This window comes from Secundilactobacillus pentosiphilus (genome assembly GCF_002217985.1).
Classification (GTDB): domain Bacteria; phylum Bacillota; class Bacilli; order Lactobacillales; family Lactobacillaceae; genus Secundilactobacillus; species Secundilactobacillus pentosiphilus.
Genome location: NZ_BCMI01000011.1, coordinates 18,500 through 38,812, shown reverse-complemented (window position 1 = coordinate 38,812; position 20,313 = coordinate 18,500). Strand labels below are relative to the sequence as shown.

The 20,313-nt window shown below is 45.5% G+C and carries 16 protein-coding genes; 14 read left to right on the top strand and 2 right to left on the bottom strand.

Features of this window, described 5'->3' with window-relative positions; genetic code table 11:
* Positions 1-531: 531 nt before the first annotated feature.
* The 6 genes from CES81_RS06825 (at position 532) to CES81_RS06800 (ending at position 8,639) form a co-directional block, all read left to right on the top strand.
* On the top strand, positions 532-1,398 hold the full coding sequence (locus CES81_RS06825) for a shikimate dehydrogenase (protein ID WP_089121188.1): 867 nt from the start codon (positions 532-534) through the stop codon (positions 1,396-1,398).
* An 11-nt stretch (positions 1,399-1,409) separates the two neighbouring features.
* Positions 1,410-2,426, top strand: a complete 1,017-nt coding sequence (gene aroF / locus CES81_RS06820; RefSeq protein ID WP_089121187.1) for a 3-deoxy-7-phosphoheptulonate synthase — start codon at positions 1,410-1,412, stop codon at positions 2,424-2,426.
* A gap of 1 nt (position 2,427) precedes the next feature.
* The gene (gene aroB / locus CES81_RS06815; RefSeq protein WP_089121186.1) at positions 2,428-3,504 is read left to right on the top strand and encodes a 3-dehydroquinate synthase; all 1,077 of its coding nucleotides are present in this window, start codon (positions 2,428-2,430) and stop codon (positions 3,502-3,504) included.
* A gap of 190 nt (positions 3,505-3,694) precedes the next feature.
* Entirely contained in the window at positions 3,695-4,657 is a 963-nt protein-coding gene (locus CES81_RS06810; RefSeq protein WP_180949750.1) for a LacI family DNA-binding transcriptional regulator, read from the top strand.
* A gap of 256 nt (positions 4,658-4,913) precedes the next feature.
* On the top strand, positions 4,914-6,329 hold the full coding sequence (locus CES81_RS06805; protein WP_089121184.1) for an SLC45 family MFS transporter: 1,416 nt from the start codon (positions 4,914-4,916) through the stop codon (positions 6,327-6,329).
* Between the two features lie 51 nt (positions 6,330-6,380).
* The gene (locus CES81_RS06800; protein WP_089121183.1) at positions 6,381-8,639 is read left to right on the top strand and encodes a glycoside hydrolase family 65 protein; all 2,259 of its coding nucleotides are present in this window, start codon (positions 6,381-6,383) and stop codon (positions 8,637-8,639) included.
* A 57-nt stretch (positions 8,640-8,696) separates the two neighbouring features.
* Here CES81_RS06800 and CES81_RS06795 read toward each other — a convergent pair whose 3' ends face one another.
* Both CES81_RS06795 and CES81_RS06790 read right to left on the bottom strand, forming a co-directional pair.
* A complete protein-coding gene (locus CES81_RS06795) occupies positions 8,697-9,545 on the bottom strand; it encodes an SAM-dependent methyltransferase (protein WP_089121182.1) in 849 nt (282 codons plus the stop codon).
* A gap of 60 nt (positions 9,546-9,605) precedes the next feature.
* A complete protein-coding gene (locus CES81_RS06790; RefSeq protein ID WP_089121181.1) occupies positions 9,606-10,046 on the bottom strand; it encodes a helix-turn-helix domain-containing protein in 441 nt (146 codons plus the stop codon).
* 136 nt (positions 10,047-10,182) lie between these two features.
* Between CES81_RS06790 and CES81_RS06785 the strand changes: the two genes are divergently transcribed.
* From CES81_RS06785 to CES81_RS06750, 8 genes are all read left to right on the top strand, one after another.
* On the top strand, positions 10,183-11,142 hold the full coding sequence (locus tag CES81_RS06785) for an alpha/beta hydrolase (RefSeq protein WP_089121180.1): 960 nt from the start codon (positions 10,183-10,185) through the stop codon (positions 11,140-11,142).
* Positions 11,143-11,187: 45 nt separating this feature from the next.
* A complete protein-coding gene (locus CES81_RS06780; RefSeq protein ID WP_089121179.1) occupies positions 11,188-11,865 on the top strand; it encodes a YoaK family protein in 678 nt (225 codons plus the stop codon).
* Between the two features lie 52 nt (positions 11,866-11,917).
* Complete coding sequence (gene rny / locus CES81_RS06775; protein ID WP_089121178.1) at positions 11,918-13,507, top strand: ribonuclease Y; 1,590 nt, start codon at positions 11,918-11,920, stop codon at positions 13,505-13,507.
* 468 nt (positions 13,508-13,975) lie between these two features.
* A complete protein-coding gene (gene ilvB, locus CES81_RS06770; RefSeq protein WP_089121224.1) occupies positions 13,976-15,640 on the top strand; it encodes a biosynthetic-type acetolactate synthase large subunit in 1,665 nt (554 codons plus the stop codon).
* Between the two features lie 118 nt (positions 15,641-15,758).
* Positions 15,759-16,787 (top strand): ketol-acid reductoisomerase, encoded by a 1,029-nt coding sequence (gene ilvC / locus CES81_RS06765; RefSeq protein ID WP_089121177.1) that lies wholly within the window; start codon positions 15,759-15,761, stop codon positions 16,785-16,787.
* A 101-nt stretch (positions 16,788-16,888) separates the two neighbouring features.
* Entirely contained in the window at positions 16,889-17,671 is a 783-nt protein-coding gene (locus tag CES81_RS06760) for an ABC transporter ATP-binding protein (protein WP_089121176.1), read from the top strand.
* Positions 17,672-18,097: 426 nt separating this feature from the next.
* The gene (gene ilvD, locus CES81_RS06755; protein ID WP_089121175.1) at positions 18,098-19,888 is read left to right on the top strand and encodes a dihydroxy-acid dehydratase; all 1,791 of its coding nucleotides are present in this window, start codon (positions 18,098-18,100) and stop codon (positions 19,886-19,888) included.
* 17 nt (positions 19,889-19,905) lie between these two features.
* Positions 19,906-20,244 (top strand): metal-sulfur cluster assembly factor, encoded by a 339-nt coding sequence (locus tag CES81_RS06750; protein WP_089121174.1) that lies wholly within the window; start codon positions 19,906-19,908, stop codon positions 20,242-20,244.
* Positions 20,245-20,313: the final 69 nt, after the last annotated feature.

Genomic DNA, 20,313 nt, shown 5'->3' with positions numbered 1-20,313 from the left:
ACGTTATAAAATACCGGACTCCTATAAACGCCATACTCTAGGCAATCAGACGCTTGATGAGATTTGAAAATAAAACAGTCAAAATAGTTAAAATTAATTATTGATTAAGAAAGACCGTTAATATGCAGTTTGTGAGTGATGCTTAAAAATTAAAATAGATTAAAAATAGATTAATGCTTGACAGACTAATTCTAATAGTTTATTGTCTTATACAACAAATCAAAACAGTAAGGGAGTTCCAAATGATGATACTGAATACGCAAGCATTAAACCGACAATTAAATCGATTTAGTTACTATTGGTCAATGTAGTGTCTACACCGTACAGGTTGCAGACACGCATCACTGCAATCTGTGCGGCCAATAGTTTTTCAGCATCATTTGCCGGTCACACAGAAAGGTTTCAAAACACTGTGTGACACGGATAAGTTCCGTTGTTATAAATTCGACGTCTAATCGTCTCGCAGTGTTTTGTGAAAGCAAAGCAGTGCGGGACGTTTTTATTTTGAATTAATTTTAAGGAGGTGACAAATTGGTTGATGCACACACAAGTTTATACGGCTTTATCGCTAAACCCGCGCGGCACAGTTTGTCGCCGCTGATTCATAACACGAGTTTTCAAGCTCTAGGCCTCAACAGCGTTTATCTCGCATTCGACGTTGAACCAGCACAGTTTGAAAGTGCGGTTCAATCGATGCGAGCGCTGCCGATTCGCGGTATTAACGTTTCGATGCCCTATAAGCAGCAAATTATTGAATTTCTTGATGAGCTGACTCCGGTGGCTAAACAACTGGAGGCGGTCAACACCGTGATTAACCAAGCAGGTCATTTGGTTGGTGACAGTACTGACGGTGAAGGCTTCATTCGCGCATTACAGGATGAGCAAGTTAGCGTTAAGGGTAAGCGAGTAGCGGTGTTAGGGGCTGGCGGTGCCGGCAGGGCAATTATCTTAGCAGCAGCTGATCAAGGCGCAGAAGTTACCGTCTTTAAACGGCAGAACAGCACGTTTAACGCGTTGCAGGACCGGCTTACCAGCTGGTCAGATCACATCTGCGTTTTACCATACGAAGATGAAGGTCAAATGGCAGAAGTGCTTCAGCAAGCTGATGTCGTCGTCAACACCACGAACCTCGGTATGGCGGATGATACACGCAGCCCAGTTTCACCGCTAGTCATGCAGGGTCTCCATTCAGGGCAGATGGTTGCCGATGCAATCTATGCACCGCTTGAAACACCATTTCTTGCCCAGGCTAAACAGCGAGGCTGCCAAACGATGAACGGTATTAATATGCTGGTGCAGCAGGCAGCGGGTTCATTTAACCGCTGGACACATCAGGAAATGCCAGTTGATAAAGTTAAAGACGCAATTACACAACAACTAGAACACACCAAAAAGTGAGGATGATAATTATGATTATTGTATTAAAGAATAACGACCAAACCACCATTGCAGAACTTCAGCAGCATTTCGGTAATACCCATGAAATTTTTGTCCATCGTAACCGGGTAGCAGTTCAAGGCATTACAGAAGCTGACTTATCAGACACTGAACGGGCAGCAGCTACTGAACTGATCAATAACGTGCCAAAGGCAGTTCAGGGCAGTCGTGAATTTCACCCAGAAGACACTGTCATCAAAACCAAGCACAGTATTATCGGCGGCGATAACTTCACTATGATGGCTGGTCCATGTTCCGTTGAGTCAGAGGAACACGTGATGAAGATGGCGGCGGTTGCTAAAGCTAATGGTTCAACGATTCTTCGTGGCGGTGCATACAAGCCGCGGACCTCACCATACTCATTCCAAGGATTAGGCGAAGACGGTTTGAAATTCTTACGCCGGGCCGCTGATCAGTACAACATGGATGTGCTGACTGAAGTCATGGATGACGAGCACGTGAAACTGGTTGCTAAGTACACGGATATCTTCCAAATCGGTGCCCGTAACATGCAAAACTTCTCCTTGCTGAAAGCGGTTGGTAAAACCAACATTCCAGTGATGTTGAAGCGCGGGATGTCGGCAACCGTTGATGATATTCTAAACGCTTCAGAATACATTGCTGCTGGTGGCAATCACAATATCATGATCGCTGAACGCGGGATCCGGACCTTCGATAACAAATACACCCGAAACACCATGGATGTTGGTGTGGTACCGGTACTTCAGAAGTTAACGCATTACCCAGTAATCATCGACCCAAGCCATGCTTCAGGCCACACTGAATTCGTCACTCCACTAGCCTTAGCCGGTGTTGCGGCTGGTGCCTCAGGATTGGTTGTTGAAATTCACGATGATCCAGCTCACGCCCTTTCTGATGGACCGCAAGCTTTGAAGCCAAACGAATTCAAAGAATTGTCCGACAAAGCATTTGCCATTCGTGAATTACTAACGGAAATGCCACAAGAGCAAGCGGAAGCGGGGCGCTAGAATGACGACTGTTTCTGTGACGTTACCAGAGACAAAATACGATGTTTTAATTGAGCGCGGTCTGTTGAAACAGGTCGGCGAATTGGTAGGTAAGCAGTGGTCCGCACGGAAAATTGCGCTGATCAGTGATGACAACGTCGCACCGTTATATCAAGAGCAAGTTGCCAAGTCATTAACTGCGGCTGGCTTCGACGTTCACCGCTACGTTTTTCCGGCAGGCGAAGCCTCAAAGTCGCTGATAGTTTTGGCGGATTTAGCGCGTCAAATGGCTGGTGATGCTTTCAACCGTGATGACAGTGTTATCGCGTTAGGCGGTGGCGTTACAGGTGATTTAGCGGGCTTATTGGCTGCGTCATACATGCGCGGGCTGTCCTTTATCCAAATACCGACATCACTGCTGGCGCAGGTAGACAGTTCAGTAGGCGGTAAAACCGCTGTTGATCTGGATAACATTAAGAATATTATTGGCGCCTTTTACGAACCAGATTTAGTGATAGTTGACCCGGATACTTTAGCCACCATGAAACAGCGTGACTTAGTTGAAGGCTATGGCGAAATTGTGAAAACGGCCGCACTGGAAGGTGGTGACTTTTGGCAACTCATTGAGACCATTAACAGTCCAGCTGATTTGATTACCCACTCGCCAGAATTGAGCGCACGTTCGATTCACTATAAGGCGTCGGTGGTGATGGCTGACGAAACGGAAAGCGGTACTCGTCAGTTATTGAACTTTGGGCACACGATTGGCCACGCGGTTGAAGCGTTGGCTGATGGTGGCCTGCGTCATGGCGAAGCAGTCAGCATTGGGACCGTGGCAATTATGCGGGTGTTTGAAAACGCTGGTTTAGCAGAAAAGGGTATCACCGCGAAATTACGCGATCGCTTTGCGGCTGTTGGTTTGCCGGTAACGGATGAGTTATTGACCTCGCCGCTTGTATTAGACAAGGTCAAAAACGATAAGAAAAACCGGCATGGTCACTTGAATTTAGTTTATCTGACGGCCGTCGGACAACCTAAGATCAAGTCGATTCCAAGTAGTGAAATTGCATCATTTTTACATTTATCAGTGGCTGATTAGTCATCGATAACGCGTGGTAACAATGTTTGGGAAGGCGTTGTTACAGCGTGAAGGACATTTTGTGAAAATTTGAAATAGTTTAAAAAAATTCTGGGGAATGAACGCCTCAGAATTTTTTGTATCCCTGGTACTTTCAATACGAATCGTTAGTTTTCTGATACAATGGAGAAAAGTGAAGGGAGGGGTCGCCATGGTTACAATTCGAGATATTGCCAAACATGCGGGTGTGTCGGTTTCGACAGCGTCCCGTGCGTTGAATAACCATCCCAAGATCAGTCAGAAGACCAGGGATAAAATCAAAGCAATTGCTGATGAAATGGGCTACTTGCCCAACTACAACGCTAAGAATTTAACCAATGGTGTCTCTAACGCGATTGGGGTTGTGTTTCCGCCTGGTGAAATGAGTTCAGCTGCTAATCCGTTCTACGTTGATATCTTAATGGGCATCAACCGAGAATTACGGCCGAGAAACGGTGTGCTGTCAGTGGCGATTGCCAATACGATGGCAGAATTAGCTGCCAACGTTTCAGCACTGATCACTCAGGGGCTGATCCGTTACTTCGTGTTGCTATATTCCAAGAAAAACGACCCAATCATTAAGCTATTAAGAGCCCAAAAAGTGGCCTACGTAGTCATTGGGGATCCCAATGCTGACGACGAGAAATTTGTTAATAACAATAATCAATTAGCGGGGCAAAAGGCCGGTGAATATATGCTGAAAAAGTTTAACGCCAGTCGGACGCTGTTTGTAGAATCTGAACCAGAGCAAGGTTTCGAGCGTAAGCGGCGATTAGGCTTCCAGCAAGCGATGGCAGCGGCAAATATTCCTTCTGAAGTGCTAAAAATATCCGAAAAGGGTCAAATGAAGCTGGATGATGCCGTGGCACAATTCTTGATGACCAGACAGACCATCGATGGTATCGTGACCACCGATGATACGTTGGGCCAAATGATTTATCAACTACTGTGGCGGCATCTTGATCGGAGTGTTCCCTTGATTTGCTTTAACCGGAATCGAACCAATAATTTGCTGATGGGGCCTTCGGTTCGCTTTGTTGAACTCTATCCCCAAAGTATGGGGGCAGCAGCTGTTCGTGTGCTTATGGATCCAGATAAAAAATCAGAAATAATTCCCTTTACGATTGAGCGGTAAGTTGCCTGAAACAACTAATGCAGCGGGGTTAAGCGTGTTTGTGTAGTTAGCAGTGAAAAGCACATTAAACGTCAATTTTTTTGAAAAAAAGTGAAATTGGATTGAAGCCCACCAGAATAGGCTAGGGCGGAATTTCTGATTTCGCTTTTCTTTAAAAGTTTAATGCAACCGGTTGCATTAAAGTGGAAACGGTTGCATAATTGTTTTTGTAGAAAGCGTTTGCAATTATTTAATCTATTTTGAGGAGGAATTCAATATGGCACAATCAGCATCTGATGTCACAAATGGGACGGCCAAAGCGGCTGCACCCAAAAAAGACTTATTGCCATCATTACCCACGAGCACTATCTTCCTGATCAACTTCGGGTTTCTGGGCGTGCAAATGGCGTTTCAACTTCAAAGCACTAACATGGGGCGGATCTTCCAAACCATTGGTGCCGACCCTAATAATTTAGGTTTCTTCTTCATTCTGCCACCGCTGGCTGGGATGATTGTTCAGCCGTTAGTCGGCTATTTCTCAGACCGGACTTGGATGCCTAAACTAGGTCGTCGGATTCCTTATTTATTGATTGGTGCCGTTGTTGCCATGATCGTCATGTTCCTGCTGCCAAATGCTGGTAGTCTTGGCTTCGGTTATGGATCGCTGGCCGCACTTTGGTTTGGTGCCATTACGTTGCTGTTCATGGACCTTTCATCTAACGTTGCGATGCAGCCATTTAAGATGATGATTGGTGACATGGTTAACGAAAAGCAAAAGGGTTTTGGTTACTCGATTCAAAGTTTCGCATCAAACGCCGGTGCCTTATTAGCAAGTATCTTTCCATACGCTTTGACCGCGTTGGGGATTGCTAACGTGGCTAAGAAGGGGACCGTTCCTAACTCAGTTGTTTGGTCATTTTATGCCGGTGCCATTATTCTGTTACTTTGCTGCTTGCTGACGGTTTTCCGGGTTAAGGAATACGATCCAGTTACCTATGCTAAGTATCATGGTATTGCTGATGACAGCAAAAAGAAGGGTATCTTTGAAGCATTAAAGACCGCGCCAAAGATTTTCTGGACCGTTTCCGTGGTTCAATTCTTCTGCTGGATGGGCTTCCAATACCTTTGGACCTACTCAACTGGTGCCATTGCCGACAATGTCTGGCACACAGCCAATGTTGCTTCAGCAGGCTATCAAGCTGCTGGTAACTGGTACGGTGTGATGTCAGCCATTCAAGCGATTGCTGCCGTTATCTGGGCACTGGTTCTTTCACGGGTTGGCAACAACCACCACAAGCTGTACTACTCACTGAGTTTAATCATGGGTGGTATTGGTTTCGGTTCGATGTTCTTTATTCATGATAAATATACGTTGGTCATTTCATTTATCCTGATTGGATGTGCCTGGGCTGCTATGAACGCCTTCCCATTCACTTTCTTGACCAATGCCATCGAAGATTCAGAAAATATGGGGACTTACTTGGGCCTGTTCAACAGCAGTATTTGCTTGCCGCAAATCGTTGCTTCGATTGCTAGTTTCGCCCTGTTCCCATTGTTAGGTTCACACATGCCAACGATGTTACTGCTCTCAGGAATCTTCATGATTCTCGGTGCTTTAAGCGTTGGCATTGTGAAGGAAGTTTGGGCTCGCAAGTCTGATGCTGAAGAAGAACCAGCAGATGCCGAAGACTAATTTGAAGAAATTTTATCACACTCAATACGCAAGTAATCAAGGAGGACTAATATGAAACGAACATTTGAAGTCACCCCCTGGAATATTGTTACTCATCAATTAGATCCTGAAGACAAGCGTCTTCAAGAATCCATGACTAGTTTAGGTAACGAATACATGGGAATGCGCGGCTTTTTTGAAGAAGACTACTCAGGAGACACATTAAAGGGAATCTACCTTGGCGGTGTCTGGTTCCCAGATAAGACCCGGGTGGGCTGGTGGAAGAACGGCTACCCTAAGTATTTTGGTAAAGTTATTAACGCCATCAATTTTATTAAACTAAACGTTTTGATTGATGGCGAGCCCATCGATTTAGCAAAGGATAAAGTTTCGGACTTCGAATTAAACCTCGATATGAAGCAGTCTAAGCTGACCCGCTCCTTCACAGTAACGAAGAACGGCCACGCCATTGCGTTAAACTTTGAACGGTTTATTAGCGTCGCTAACAAGGAATTAGTTGGTATTCGCGTCACTGCTACCAACAAGAGTAGCGATGCCGTCAAGATTACCTTTAAGTCAGCGATGGATGCGGACGTTCAAAACGAGGACGCTAACTATGACGAACGGTTCTGGGACGTTCTTAAAACGGAACAGAATACAACCGATGGCGCAATCGTTGCCATTACCAAAGAAAATCCATTTGGCACGCCGCGGTTTACCGTTGGTGTTAAGATGACCAACGAAACCGGCTTAGCAGCGGAAAAAGTTGATCAGCCAAACGACAAAGAAGTTGTTAACCAATTTAGCGGTGAACTAAAACCCAACCAAAGTACCACGATCATTAAGCGTATCACCGTTGTGACTTCTCGCGACTACGATACGCAAGCTCAACTAGAAGCAGCGATGAATGATCTTAGTGCAAAGGTAACGGCCACTTCTTACGATGATTTGTTTGCTGCCCATGCTAAGATCTGGGCTGCCCGCTGGGAAAAGTCGGACGTTGAAATCGATGGCGATACTGAATCGCAGCAGGGGATTCGCTTCAATCTGTTCCAGCTATTCTCCACTTACTACGGTGAAGATAGCCGCCTGAATATCGGGCCTAAAGGCTTTACCGGTGAAAAGTACGGTGGTGCCACATACTGGGATACCGAAGCATTTGCCGTTCCCGTTTACCTGGGAATTACGGATCCAAAAGTGACACGCAGTTTGCTGATGTACCGTTACCAGCAATTAGATGGTGCCTATGTTAACGCTAAGGAACAGGGTCTTAAAGGTGCCTTATTCCCAATGGTGACCTTCAACGGGATCGAATGCCACAACGAGTGGGAAATCACGTTTGAAGAAATTCACCGGAATGGTGATATTGCGTTTGCTATTTATAACTACACTCGCTACACGGGCGATAAGAGCTATGTCTTAAACGAAGGCAGCAAGGTCCTCACCGAAATTTCTCGGTTCTGGGCTGATCGGGTTCACTTTAGCGAACGTAATCAAAAGTACATGATCCACGGTGTTACTGGTCCTGACGAGTACGAAAACAACGTTGATAACAACTGGTACACGAACTACTTGGCTAAGTGGACGCTGAAGTATACCTTGGAAATCTTGCAGGAAGTTTCACCAGAAGTTGCTAAAAAGTTAGCCGTTACTGATGATGAAAAGAAGCACTGGCAAGACATTGTTGACCGCTTCTATCTGCCAGAGGATAAGAAGCTTGGCATCTTCGTCCAGCATGATGGCTTTTTGGACAAAGACATTAAGCCGGTTTCTTCCATTCCAGCTGATCAGTTACCAATTAACCAGCACTGGTCATGGGATAAGATTCTGCGCTCACCTTATATCAAGCAAGGCGATGTTTTGCAAGGTGTCTGGGACTTTATCGATGACTTTACGCCGGAACAAAAGAAGGCTAACTTTGATTTCTATGAACCATTAACGGTTCACGAATCAAGTTTGTCTGCCGCAATTCATTCTATTTTAGCTTCGGATCTTCACTATGAAGATAAAGCCGTTGAAATGTATGAACGGACTGCTCGTTTGGATCTGGATAACTACAATAACGACACGGTCGATGGGTTGCATATTACCTCCATGACCGGTGGCTGGTTAGCTATCGTTCAAGGGTTTGCTGGTATGCGGGTCCGCAATGATCAATTACACTTCGCACCCTTCCTCCCTAAGAAGTGGAACAGTTATCAGTTCCGGATCCAGTTCCGGGGCCGTTCAATCCGAGTTCGAGTCGATCAAAATGGGACAAAGTTAACGCTCTTGTCAGGTGACCCAATTACCCTTGATTTAGCGGGTAAGCAGGTTGAACTGAAAGCTTAATTTGAATTTACTCATACGAACGAATAAAGAAGCTGAGAATTAATCTCTCAGCTTCTTTTATTTCACTAGATAAATTTGATCATGAATCAAGTCAAACTGATTGAAGTGCTTATTCAGTGCCTTAACCTCAGGCGTATCTAGCAGTTTAGCGTTCTGCCAGAAGGCCTTTGAGTCAGTTGCGCCATCCTTTTCGCCAATGACGATAAAGTCGTAATCTTTGTCGGCAGCCCGAATCTGCTGCAGCAGTTTCCAGTCGATTTCCAGCCCATCTGGCGACCAAACCATGATGATAACATCGACTTGGTTCTGGTATTTGGTAAAAGCTTCACTGGCGGTCAGCTGTTCGACTTCAGTTACGGGGTGTTTGCCGGTTTCGTTTTCCTTGGTCCAGTCCTTGGAATCGGTAGTGATCACAGTTTGGCCATTATCGCGTAGGCCTTTTGAGACGTAGCCGTTACCAGCCATCACTTCCAGTGCCGGTCGGCCGTTAACAAAGTCAGCCAAATCTTTGGCAACCGGCGCCGAAATATAGGCCCACATGCCATAGGTGTCTTCTAAGTAATCGCGGAAACTGCGTAACTTCTTGTCCAGATCAGGCAGAGCGTCGGATAATTGGTTCCAGAGTTTATCGCCTTCAGGATCACCAACTGGGAATGTCTCGTTGAGTTGTTTGAAAATGACGTCTTGAGTATCATCAGGCAGCAAAAGTTTCGGTAAGGTTTGCGGTAAAAGGCCTTGCTTAAGCAGCCGGTCAGCTTGCAGAACGTTATTAATCAGCAGCTTAATGGTTGGAAATTTAGCAAACAGACCGTTGTATCGTTCCATAGTGGCAATGTAGCCCGACGGTTTAGCCGCATGCTGGCTACGCGCGCGTTTGAGCAATTTCTTTTTTTGTTTTGGTTTCAAAGGGAGACCTCCAGACACAAACGCGTCATTCGACCAGAAAACCGAATGGCGCGTTTTGTTTTAATTTTGTTTATCGTTATCGAGTCCAAGCTCAAGTGATTCTTGATGGGTAATGGGCGTATTTTCGTCGTCTGTATCTAACCTACGTGAGCGGCCATGGATGTAGCCGTTCATCAACTGGTAAATGGCATAACGATCGTCAGATGACAATGCTTTATCGCCAAATTTCAGCTCCTTGCCGGATAAAAACAACCGGTCCAAATCGTATTCATCGCGTTCGGATTTACCGGCGAGATAGTCCATTGTTACGTCAAAAAATTCCGCTAACTTGCGAACTTCCATATAGGAAGGAACACGAATACCGCGTTCCCAATTACCAATTTGAGCCGCAGTATTTCGATGTTCTTTGTCTGGTTTAAATAATTGATTTAAAGCGGTCGCCAACTGGCCCAGCGTTAAATTCTGACCACGGCGCAGCGCCCGGAGTCGTTCGGAAAACATGCACATCACCTCTAATTACTATTGTATACCTAACGGAGCGTTTTGTGGGTGCTGATTCACATTTCGTGTGAGTGGCGATAGTTAATTTAAGTGTCACATTTCCTATGGTATGATATACCCCGTATACTTTTGAAGAATGGGGTGCAGGAAAGTGAATAAACGTTTGAAACACTGGCTGATCGGACTTTTGATCGTCGTTGGTGTAATCTGTATTGGCATCGGCTCAGCGGGCTTTTACTTCTATAATATGGCGGTGGCTCGTGGTAAGAAGACGTTTATTAATAATAGCAACGCGATAAAGAAGAATGATCCGCTAGCTCATGAAAAAAGCTGGTATCAGGGGACCAAAAAACTAGTTTGGCACGAGACTTCCGCGACTAGACACCTTAAACTAGTAGCAAGTTACGTCCCAGCCAGCAAGCAGACTAAGAAAACCATCGTGATTGCTCACGGGTTTGGCGGTAACAGTGACAAAATGGGGGAATACGCAGGGTTATTTCATGAGTTGGGTTACAACGTACTGTTACCAGATGATCGTGGTGCGGGCAAGAGCCAGGGCAACTACATCGGCTACGGCTGGCCTGACCGGTTGGACTACCTGAAGTGGATCAAGCAGGTTATTCACAGAAACGGCCCGCAGTCGCAAATTGTAATGTTTGGAACCAGCATGGGCGGTGCGACTACCATGATGGTCAGCGGTGAAAAGACGCCTAAACAAGTGAAGGCCTACATTGAAGACTGCGGCTATACCAGCGTTTACGATGAAATTAAATACCAGGCTAAATCGATGTATAATATTCCGGAATATCCGTTAGTACCTGTGGTTAGCGGCATCAATTACTTCAAAAACGGCTATACCTTTAAGCAGGCTAGCGCGCTGAAACAGGTTGCCCAAAATCATAAGCCGATGCTGTTTATTCACGGGACTAATGATACGTTCGTGCCGACCCGGATGGTTTATCCGCTCTATAAAGCTGACAAGGGGCCTAAACGGCTGCTATTAGTCAACGGTGCGAAGCACGCCCAATCATATGAGCACGCACCAGCACTGTACCGGAATGCCGTTAAAGCGTTTCTAGATCGGTATTTTCATTAGTTGATGATATAATCTAGCTAGAAACCTTTTCAAGGGGATGGTACGATGACTACCAATCGTCTATCGTTTAGCTGGCTTACATTTCTAGCCACCTTCTCTATGGGGGCTGTTGATGCGTACACGTATATCGCTCATAATGAAACCTTTGCCAGCGCACAGACTGGTAACCTGATCGTTTTTGCGGTGAAGTTTGCCCATGGCGGTTTTAGTGAGGCCTGGGTATGTCTGCCGATCTGGATAGGGTTTGCACTGGGCTGTTTTGTGGCACAGGCTGCTTTAAGCTGGTTAAATCATAAACCCAATTTAAGGCAGCGCTATCTACGGCTGATGGGAATCGTGGTGTTCACTTTGTTAGTGGTTACACTGGGACAGGAATGGTTCGGTGAACTGGTAATGATTTTTATTTTGGGCTGGCTTGCAGGGTATGAACTGACCAGTTTTCGCGAAGTAAAGGATACCACGGTCAATAATGGTATCATGACGGGGAACACTAAGAATATGATGGTGGCACTGTATCACTGGCTAATTGATCATGATCGTGCTGATCGTTCCAAGTTTCTATGGCTGGCTGCAACCATGGCAATGTTTGTTGCGGGCGCTGGCCTATCAGCGATGGTTTGCATAAAAATCAGCTCGAATTTGGTCTTATGGGCAGTTCTGGGTATCAACGCAGCTGGTTTACTGGTTATTTACCTGACCAGTCGCTTTAGAAATAACGCGTAATAGCGTATAATAACAAACGTATATCGAAACTATAAATTGAGGAAGTGCCGACATGATTAATACGATCATTGTGGTTGCGACCCTCGTGATTGGACTGCTGGCGGGATTCATTGTCCGACGGCAGAAGCACCAGCGCGAAGTGGCCGAAGCAACCCGACAAGCAGCGGCACTTCGGGAGTCCGCGCGTAAAGACGCGGAACAGCAAGCAGCAAAATATCTCACTGAAGCGAAAGCAAAGATTCAAGCAGATCGGCGCTCAACGGAAGCCGAGCTGGTCGATCAGCAGGCGGAGACTGAAAGCCGTCAAAAGCGGACCGAACAGCGTCAGGTAACTTTGAAGCAGATGGAAGAACGGTTAAACCAGCGTCAAGCGGCCATTGAAGACACACAGGCCGCGCTGAATGATGATCAGACTCATCTGAATGAGACTAAGAATCAGGCGCGACAACTGTTCGTTGATCGACAAGACGAAGTGGCCAAGCGTGCTGAGTTAACTACCAGCCAGGCAAAGGATCACATCCGGCTGGAAACCGCTCGTAATCTCGAACAGGAAGAAGACGTCACGGTTCGCGAGTTAACTGAAAGTGCTGAGGCATCCGCCGATAAAGATGCGCGTAATCTGATTATTGAATCGATTCAGCGCGGGCCGGTTGACTGGCCTCGCGAACACGCAGAACACACGGTTTTGGTACCGACTAATGAGACTAAGAGTAAATTGATTGGCCGAGACGGTCAGCATATTCGCTTATTAGAGTCACTCACGGGTACCGATTTAGTCTTTGATCCTGATCAACCGAACCTGTTATTGATCAGCACCCATGACCCGATTCGGCGTGAGACGACGCGTATCGCAATTGAGAGCTTGTTGGCTTCCCGTAAAATTACGGCCGCTGCAATTGAAAAACAAGTGCAAACTGCCCAGTACGATGTGCTGAAAGACCTTCGCCAGACTGGTGAACGAACGGTCAGCATGTTAAAAGTTGGTTTCATGCATCCAAACTTCATGAAGATTATCGGTCGTTTGAAGTTTAGAACGTCATATGGTCAAAACGTTTTGAACCATTCCATTGAAGTGGCTCAGATGGCGGGTGTTATGGCTGCCGAATTAGGGCTGGACGTTCGTTTAGCGAAACGAGCTGGCCTGCTGCACGATGTGGGGAAAGCCATTGACCATGAAATCGAAGGCACCCACGTGGAGATTGGGGTAGCTTTGGCTAAGGCCTACGGTGAAGATCCGGTTGTGATTAACGCAATTGCTTCTCACCACGGGGACGTTGAAGTGACCTCACCAATTTCGTCACTGGTGGCTATTGCGGATGCCGTATCAGGGTCGCGTCCTGGTGCCAGAAGCGAGTCGGTTGAAGAATATATCAATCGCCTTCACAGTTTGGAAAAGATCGCTAACGATCAAAAGGGTGTTCAAGAAAGTTACGCCATTCAAGCTGGTCGTGAGATTCGAATCGTGGTTCAGCCAAAGGTTCTGGACGATAAGGCTAGTGCTGAATTGACGGAAAACGTGAAGAATCAGATTGAAGACGAACTGACCTACCCAGGTAAAATCAAGGTCACAACGATTCGCGAATTACGAGCCGTCGAGTACGTTGGTGATAAACCGGGTAAAAAGAAGAAAAAAAGAGCATAAATGATGTCGCTAGGATAAGAAAGGTTTGTCCTAGAGAATCGAGAGAAAAGGGCGTGAGACTCAGTAATCAGCTGAGCCTCACGCCCTTTTTCGGTTTCACTTGATCGCAGGCCAAACAACGCGAAATACCTTAAGGTTAAAATAAAATGAGAAGAACTGGAAAATCATTTCAAACTAGTGGCTATTTTAGGGGGGATATGGTGACTTAAATATACAGACCTTATGCTATAAATACCTCAAGGACAGCAATTATAAAAAATATTAATGCTTGGGTAATAAGTAGTACGCATCATTTTTTAAAGCCATTTTTATTAAAAAACTATGAGATTCTTGGTTGACAATTAAAATTCGTATGCTAATGTATTAACCATCACGAACGAGCAATTTTAATTTTTCAGTCGTTTGTGTCATGACCGTTTGAAAGGATGTGATGTGAAATTGGATGCAGAAAAAACACTAACCCAGGAAATGACAGGCGGTAACGTCTTAGTGAGTAGTTTAAAACAACAAGGTGTCACTCACTTGTTCGGTTACCCGGGAGGTTCGGTCCTATCGTTATTCGATGCGATGTATGATCAACAGTTTAACTGTATTTTAGTTAGACATGAACAGGGGGCTGCGCATGCTGCTGAAGGATACGCTAAAGTAACTGGTAAAACGGGTGTTCTGTGTGTTACCAGTGGCCCTGGCGCAAGTAATGCCGTAACTGGTATTGCGGATGCCATGATGGATTCGGTACCGATGGTCGTTTTTACTGGCCAGGTCGGCAGACGGGTAATCGGCAGCGAAGCGTTTCAGGAACTGAATACTATTGGCGTCACGAAACCAATCGTGAAAGCCAATTTTCAAATTCAAGACGTTAATAGGCTGCAAGCAACAATTGCAGAGGCGTTCGCACTCGCACAAGCCGGTCGAAAAGGGCCCGTTTTAATTGATGTACCGAAGGACATTCTAGATGAAACCACTTCGTTTGAAGCCGAGGCCCCTAAACAAGCAGTGCCAAAGCAAGCTAACTTTCCCACGAAAGTGCTTGAAGCAGCGATGCAGGCGCTTAGCCAGGCTAAACGACCGATAGCACTAGTTGGTGCCGGTGTTTCAGCGGCTTTAGCCACTAAAGAATTCAACGAGTTTATACATAATTGGCAGCTACCAGTGGTCTCCACTTTATTAGGACTTGGAACCGTCAGCAACCAGGATCCCTTATTTCTAGGAATGGGCGGTATGCATGGGACTTATGCTGCCAATATGGCATTAGCCAACACTGATTTTATCGTCAATATTGGGTCACGGTTTGATGATCGGCTGATTCCTAAACCTGATCATTATACCGATGACAAAACTATTTTACATATTGATATTGATCCTAAGGAATTGAATAAAACGTTAGTGACTGAATTCGCAATTAATGCGGATGCTAAAGTTGCTTTAACCGCTATGAATAAGGTCGTTACGGTTAAGCCAGACACGGCTGCTTGGAAACAAACCACGCGGATGTGGGCGCAGACTAAACCCGAAAGCGTTAAAAAAACACAGACTAAACAGGGTTTTGATCCGCTAACGGTTATTCGCTCAGTTGGGAAAATAACTAGGGGCCGCGCTACGGTGGTAACAGATGTTGGGCAGCACCAGATGTGGGTGGCACAGGCTTATCCGTTCACCCACTCTAAGCAATTAGTGACGTCTGGCGGACTCGGGACAATGGGTTATGGTCTACCGGCTGCGATTGGGGCGAAGTTTGCCCATCCGGAGCGTGAAACTGTATTATTTGTCGGTGATGGCGGCTTTCAGATGACCAGTGAGGAACTCGAAGTCATTGCAGCTGAAAATTTGAATATTAAGATCTTCTTGATGAACAACCATGCATTGGGCATGATTCGTCAATGGCAAGATCAGTTTTATGATCAGCATCGCTATAAATCACTGTTCGAACATCAGCCGGATTTTTCAACTTTAATGCGTGCTTACGGGTTAAACTATCAAAAATTAGCACCCGATGGCGACCTTGATCAGCAACTGCAAGCCATTTTTGCCGATCAACAGACAACGTTAATTGAAGTGACGATTCCAACGGATGAACAGGTTTATCCAATGGTTGCACCAGGCCACGCTAATAATGATATGTTTGGCGTGTAGCTTGATTTTCTCTTTGAGCCAGTTAAGGAGGTGGGGCTTATAAAGGCATCATGATCTTAAAGGAGTCATACATATAATGAACCAGAATAAAAACATATATTATATTGGAGGAATTCACATGAGTGTAGAAATGTTATACGAAAAGGATGTTCAAACTAATTATCTTCAAGGTAAAACGATTGCGTTTATCGGTTATGGTTCTCAAGGCCATGCCCAAGCAAATAATTTACGGGACTCAGGCTTCGATGTCGTGGTTGGGGTACGTCCAGGAAAGTCCTTCGATGCCGCCAAAACGGATGGCTTTGATGTATACTCACCTGCAGAAGCTGCCCGACGAGCTGATTGGGTTCAAATGCTGACACCTGATGAAGTGATGTCAGATGTTTATAAGGAATCAGTTGAACCTAACCTAGAAGCAGGCAACGTTTTAGGCTTCTCACACGGTTTCAACGTTTACTACAAAGAAATTGTAGCGCCTAAAGACGTTGACGTTGTCATGATGGCGCCTAAAGGACCAGGTAATCTTTGTCGCCGGACGTATAAAGAAGGTTTCGGTGTTCCAGCCCTCTACGGTGTAGAACAAGATTACTCAGGCCACGCTGAAGACCTCTCAAAGGAATTTGCTAAGGGTAATGGTGCCGCTCGTGCCGGTTTACTAAAGACCAGCTTCCGTGAAGAAACTGAAGAAGATCTCTTCGGTGAACAAAACGTCTTAATGGGCGGGGTAACTTCCTTGATTGAAACCGGTTTTGAAGTCTTAACTGAAGCCGGCTATTCACCACAATTAGCCTACTTTGAAGTTGAACATGAAATGAAGCTGATCTGCGATTTGATCTATGAAGGCGGCTTTAATAAGATGTACGTTGACTGCTCAAACACTTCCGAATATGGATCATACGTTGTTGGTCCTAAGGTTGTCGGCAAAGAATCTAAGCAGGCAATGAAGGATTCATTAAAACGGATCCAAGATGGCAGTTTTGCTAAAGAGTTCATGGCCGATTACCGTAATGGCTTCAAGGACCTTTACAGGTTGCGTGAACGCTCAGCTCACTCACAGCTGTCAGAGGTGGGGGCAGAACTACGTGCGCACATGCCATTCGTTAAAGAAGCAGACAAGTACAGTACACCAGAAGAAACAGAAGCTTAATTTAGTCAGCATTTAACAAGTTAAACAGTACGTAAAAGAGCTGAATTTCGATCCCGAGAGGTCGGTTCAGCTCTTTTAACGCTATAGAAAGCAGGTAAAATATGACACGAATTCTAAAATTTGAGGATGTCTCGGTTACACGCGGCCATAAACAGATTCTCAAGCACATTGATTGGCAGGTCAATCAAGGTGAAAACTGGGCAATCTTGGGGCTTAACGGGGCGGGTAAGACCACCATGCTCAAAATGATTCAGGGTGACCTGTGGCCGACATCCGGTCGGTTAGAAGTACTGGGCGGCGTGTTTGGGCACATGAGTATTCCAGAACTTAAAACTAAGATTGGCTGGGTCAGCACGGCGTTGCAGGACCAGTTACATGCCGGTGATCCAGTTGATAGTATCGTCTTATCAGGGAAGTTTGCGAGTATTGGTGTTTATCAGGCAGTTGATCAGAGCGATCTGACGGAGGTCCGTCAAATTTTAAATCATTTGGGCGGCAGCAGCCTGTTGGGAAAGCCCTACGCTGTTTTGTCACAAGGCGAACGGCAGCTGGTTTTAATTGCAAGGGCGATGATGGCCCATCCCCAATTACTGATCTTAGATGAGCCGTGCAATGGCTTAGATTTATTCGCGCGTGAAGAACTGCTGGACCGAGTTGCTAAGATTGCGGAGATGCCCCACCATCCAGCGTTACTGATGGTCTCTCACTATACGGAAGAGCTGTTGCCATGCTTTCAAAACGTCTTGTTACTTAGACAAGGTCAAGCGATCCGATCCGGTGAACGTCAAGCGATGCTAACGGAAGACAACCTATCTGATTTCTATCAACGTCCCATTAAAACGGTTGCAGTACGGGGAAATCGGTTAGCAGTCTATCCAAAGTAAAATGAGTCTGAGAGCGATTCGTTATTGAAGATGAATGAAGGAGAAAACGTCGATAATTTCCTTTAAAATACGACTTCACTATTTTACGGGGGATTATAAAATGAAATTTAAATGAGAAAACTGTGTGATAAAAAACATTAGGCTCGTTAGTGCTGATCTAATCACGTGATTTAATAATGCTTAGAAACAAAAAGAAAAAGTTGAAAATAATTTATCAACAGTTGATAGAGCAGACTTTCATAGCTTAAATAAGGTAACGTGTTAACCAATGGTCAATTTACATGACGCTTAAAAAGATTTAAATGTAAATCGTCGAAACAATTAGAAAATTAGGTTGACATATTAAAATTTAATGATAAGCTTTTTGATAATTTGATCCATTATTTTTCTTGTGATCAAATAATTCAACTAACGGAGGTCAAATATATGAGTAATACGCTAAATTTTAGCGTTAGTGGTGACGACATGCAGAAGCGAAGCGATGAAATCAAAGTTGGTGTTGATCGCGCACCAGGTCGTAGCTTACTATACGCAACTGGGATGGTTAAAAACCCAGAAGATATGAAAAAGCCATTTATAGCAATTTGCAACTCATACATAGAAATTGTTCCAGGACACGTTCATTTAAGAGAGTTAGCGGATGTTGCTAAAGAAGAGATCCGCAAAGCGGGTGGCATCCCCTTTGAATTTAATACGATCGGTGTTGACGATGGGATCGCCATGGGCCATATCGGAATGCGGTACTCCTTACCAAGTCGGGAAATCATTGCGGATTCAGCAGAAACGGTCATCAATGCCCACTGGTTTGATGGTGTGCTTTACATGCCCAATTGTGACAAAATTACGCCAGGGATGTTAATGGCATCGCTGCGGACCAACGTTCCTTGCGCATTTGTTTCCGGCGGCCCAATGAAAGCCGGGGTCGATCCAAACGGTAAAGCTGCCAATCTTTCTTCCGTCTTTGAAGCGGTTGGAGCGTTTAAAGACGGCAAAATGACCAAGGAAGATTTTATGGAACTCGAACGTCATGCCTGTCCTACTTGCGGCTCTTGTGCGGGTATGTATACCGCTAATTCCATGAATTCATTGATGGAAGCGCTGGGAGTTGCTTTACCGTATAACGGAACAGCGCTAGCTATTTCGGATCAGCGGCGCGACTTAGTGCGTCAAGCAGCACGACGGGTCATGGCCAACGTTAAAGCTGATCTGCGGCCACGCGAGATTATCACTAAAGATGCCTTGGATGATGCGTTTGCTCTCGATATGGCAATGGGGGGCTCCACTAATACCGTTTTGCATGGCCTCGCAATAGCTCATGAAGCCGGCATAAAGTACAGCGAGGAAGATATTAACGTCATCGCCAAACGAACACCTCATTTAGCCAAAATTGCGCCTTCATCTTCATGGAATATGGAAGACGTGCACGCGGCTGGTGGGATTCCGGCCATTATGAACGAATTAATTGAAAAGGGTGTCTTCCATCCGGATCGGATGACAGTAACGGGTAAAACGATTCGTGAAAATGTTAAGGGTGCGCATACGCTAAATCCTGAAATCATTCGTCCGTTAGATAATCCTTATTCAGAAGAAGGCGGCCTGTCAGTCCTATACGGCAATATCGCAAAGCAGGGTGCTGTTATTAAGGTAGCCGGTGTTGATCCCGACATTCATAAATTTGTTGGCAAAGCGGTTTGCTTTGACTCCCACGACGATGCAGTTGAGGGCATTGATAACGGAACGGTTAAAGCTGGTGATGTGGTTGTCATTCGCTATGAAGGACCTAAAGGCGGACCTGGTATGCCGGAAATGCTAAACCCGACCTCAGATATTATTGGGCGCGGATTAGGTAAAACCGTCGCCTTGATCACGGACGGCCGATTCTCTGGTGCCACGCACGGGATCTGTGCGGGTCACATTTCTCCTGAAGCGGCTGCTGGTGGTGAAATTGCTTTGATTCATGATGGCGACGAGATCACCATTGATTTGACGAATCGAACAGTGAACGCAGCGGTTTCTGAAGCTGAATTTGCAGAACGGCGAAAATCCTTAAAACCGTTTAAACCAAAAGTTCGTTTTGGATATCTGGCTCGTTACCAAGCGTTAGTCACTTCCGCTAATACGGGTGGTGTCATGCTGGGTGCTGACGAATTATTTGGTAAAGAGGAGCCGGAACAGGCGGCTCAATCAGCCGATGTACAAGTTGAATCAGAAAAGTAAAGAAGGTGGTGCTGCTCATGACTGAAAAGGTGATAGCAACAACTGATACCGTTTCAGAATTGCAAGATCGCATGATCAAGGAATTGGAAACGGTGATCGACCCAGAACTGCGAATTGATTTAGTTAATTTGGGTTTAATATATGGCCTTAGTCTAACGGATGGTGTCGCAACGGTCACGATGACGTTAACCACCATGGGCTGCCCGATCACCCAAGTGTTAACACAGATGATTGAAACCGCGCTTAAACGCTTACCAGAAGTGGACGATGTTGCCATTGACTTGGTATGGGAACCGGCTTGGTCGCCTGCTAAAATGAGTCGGTTTGCTCGCGTGGCTTTGGGTTATCATCAATAATCATTGATAGTTTGAATTTACTTGTCAGCGAAGCGGAAAACCGCGCTTCGTAATACATAATAAACGGGG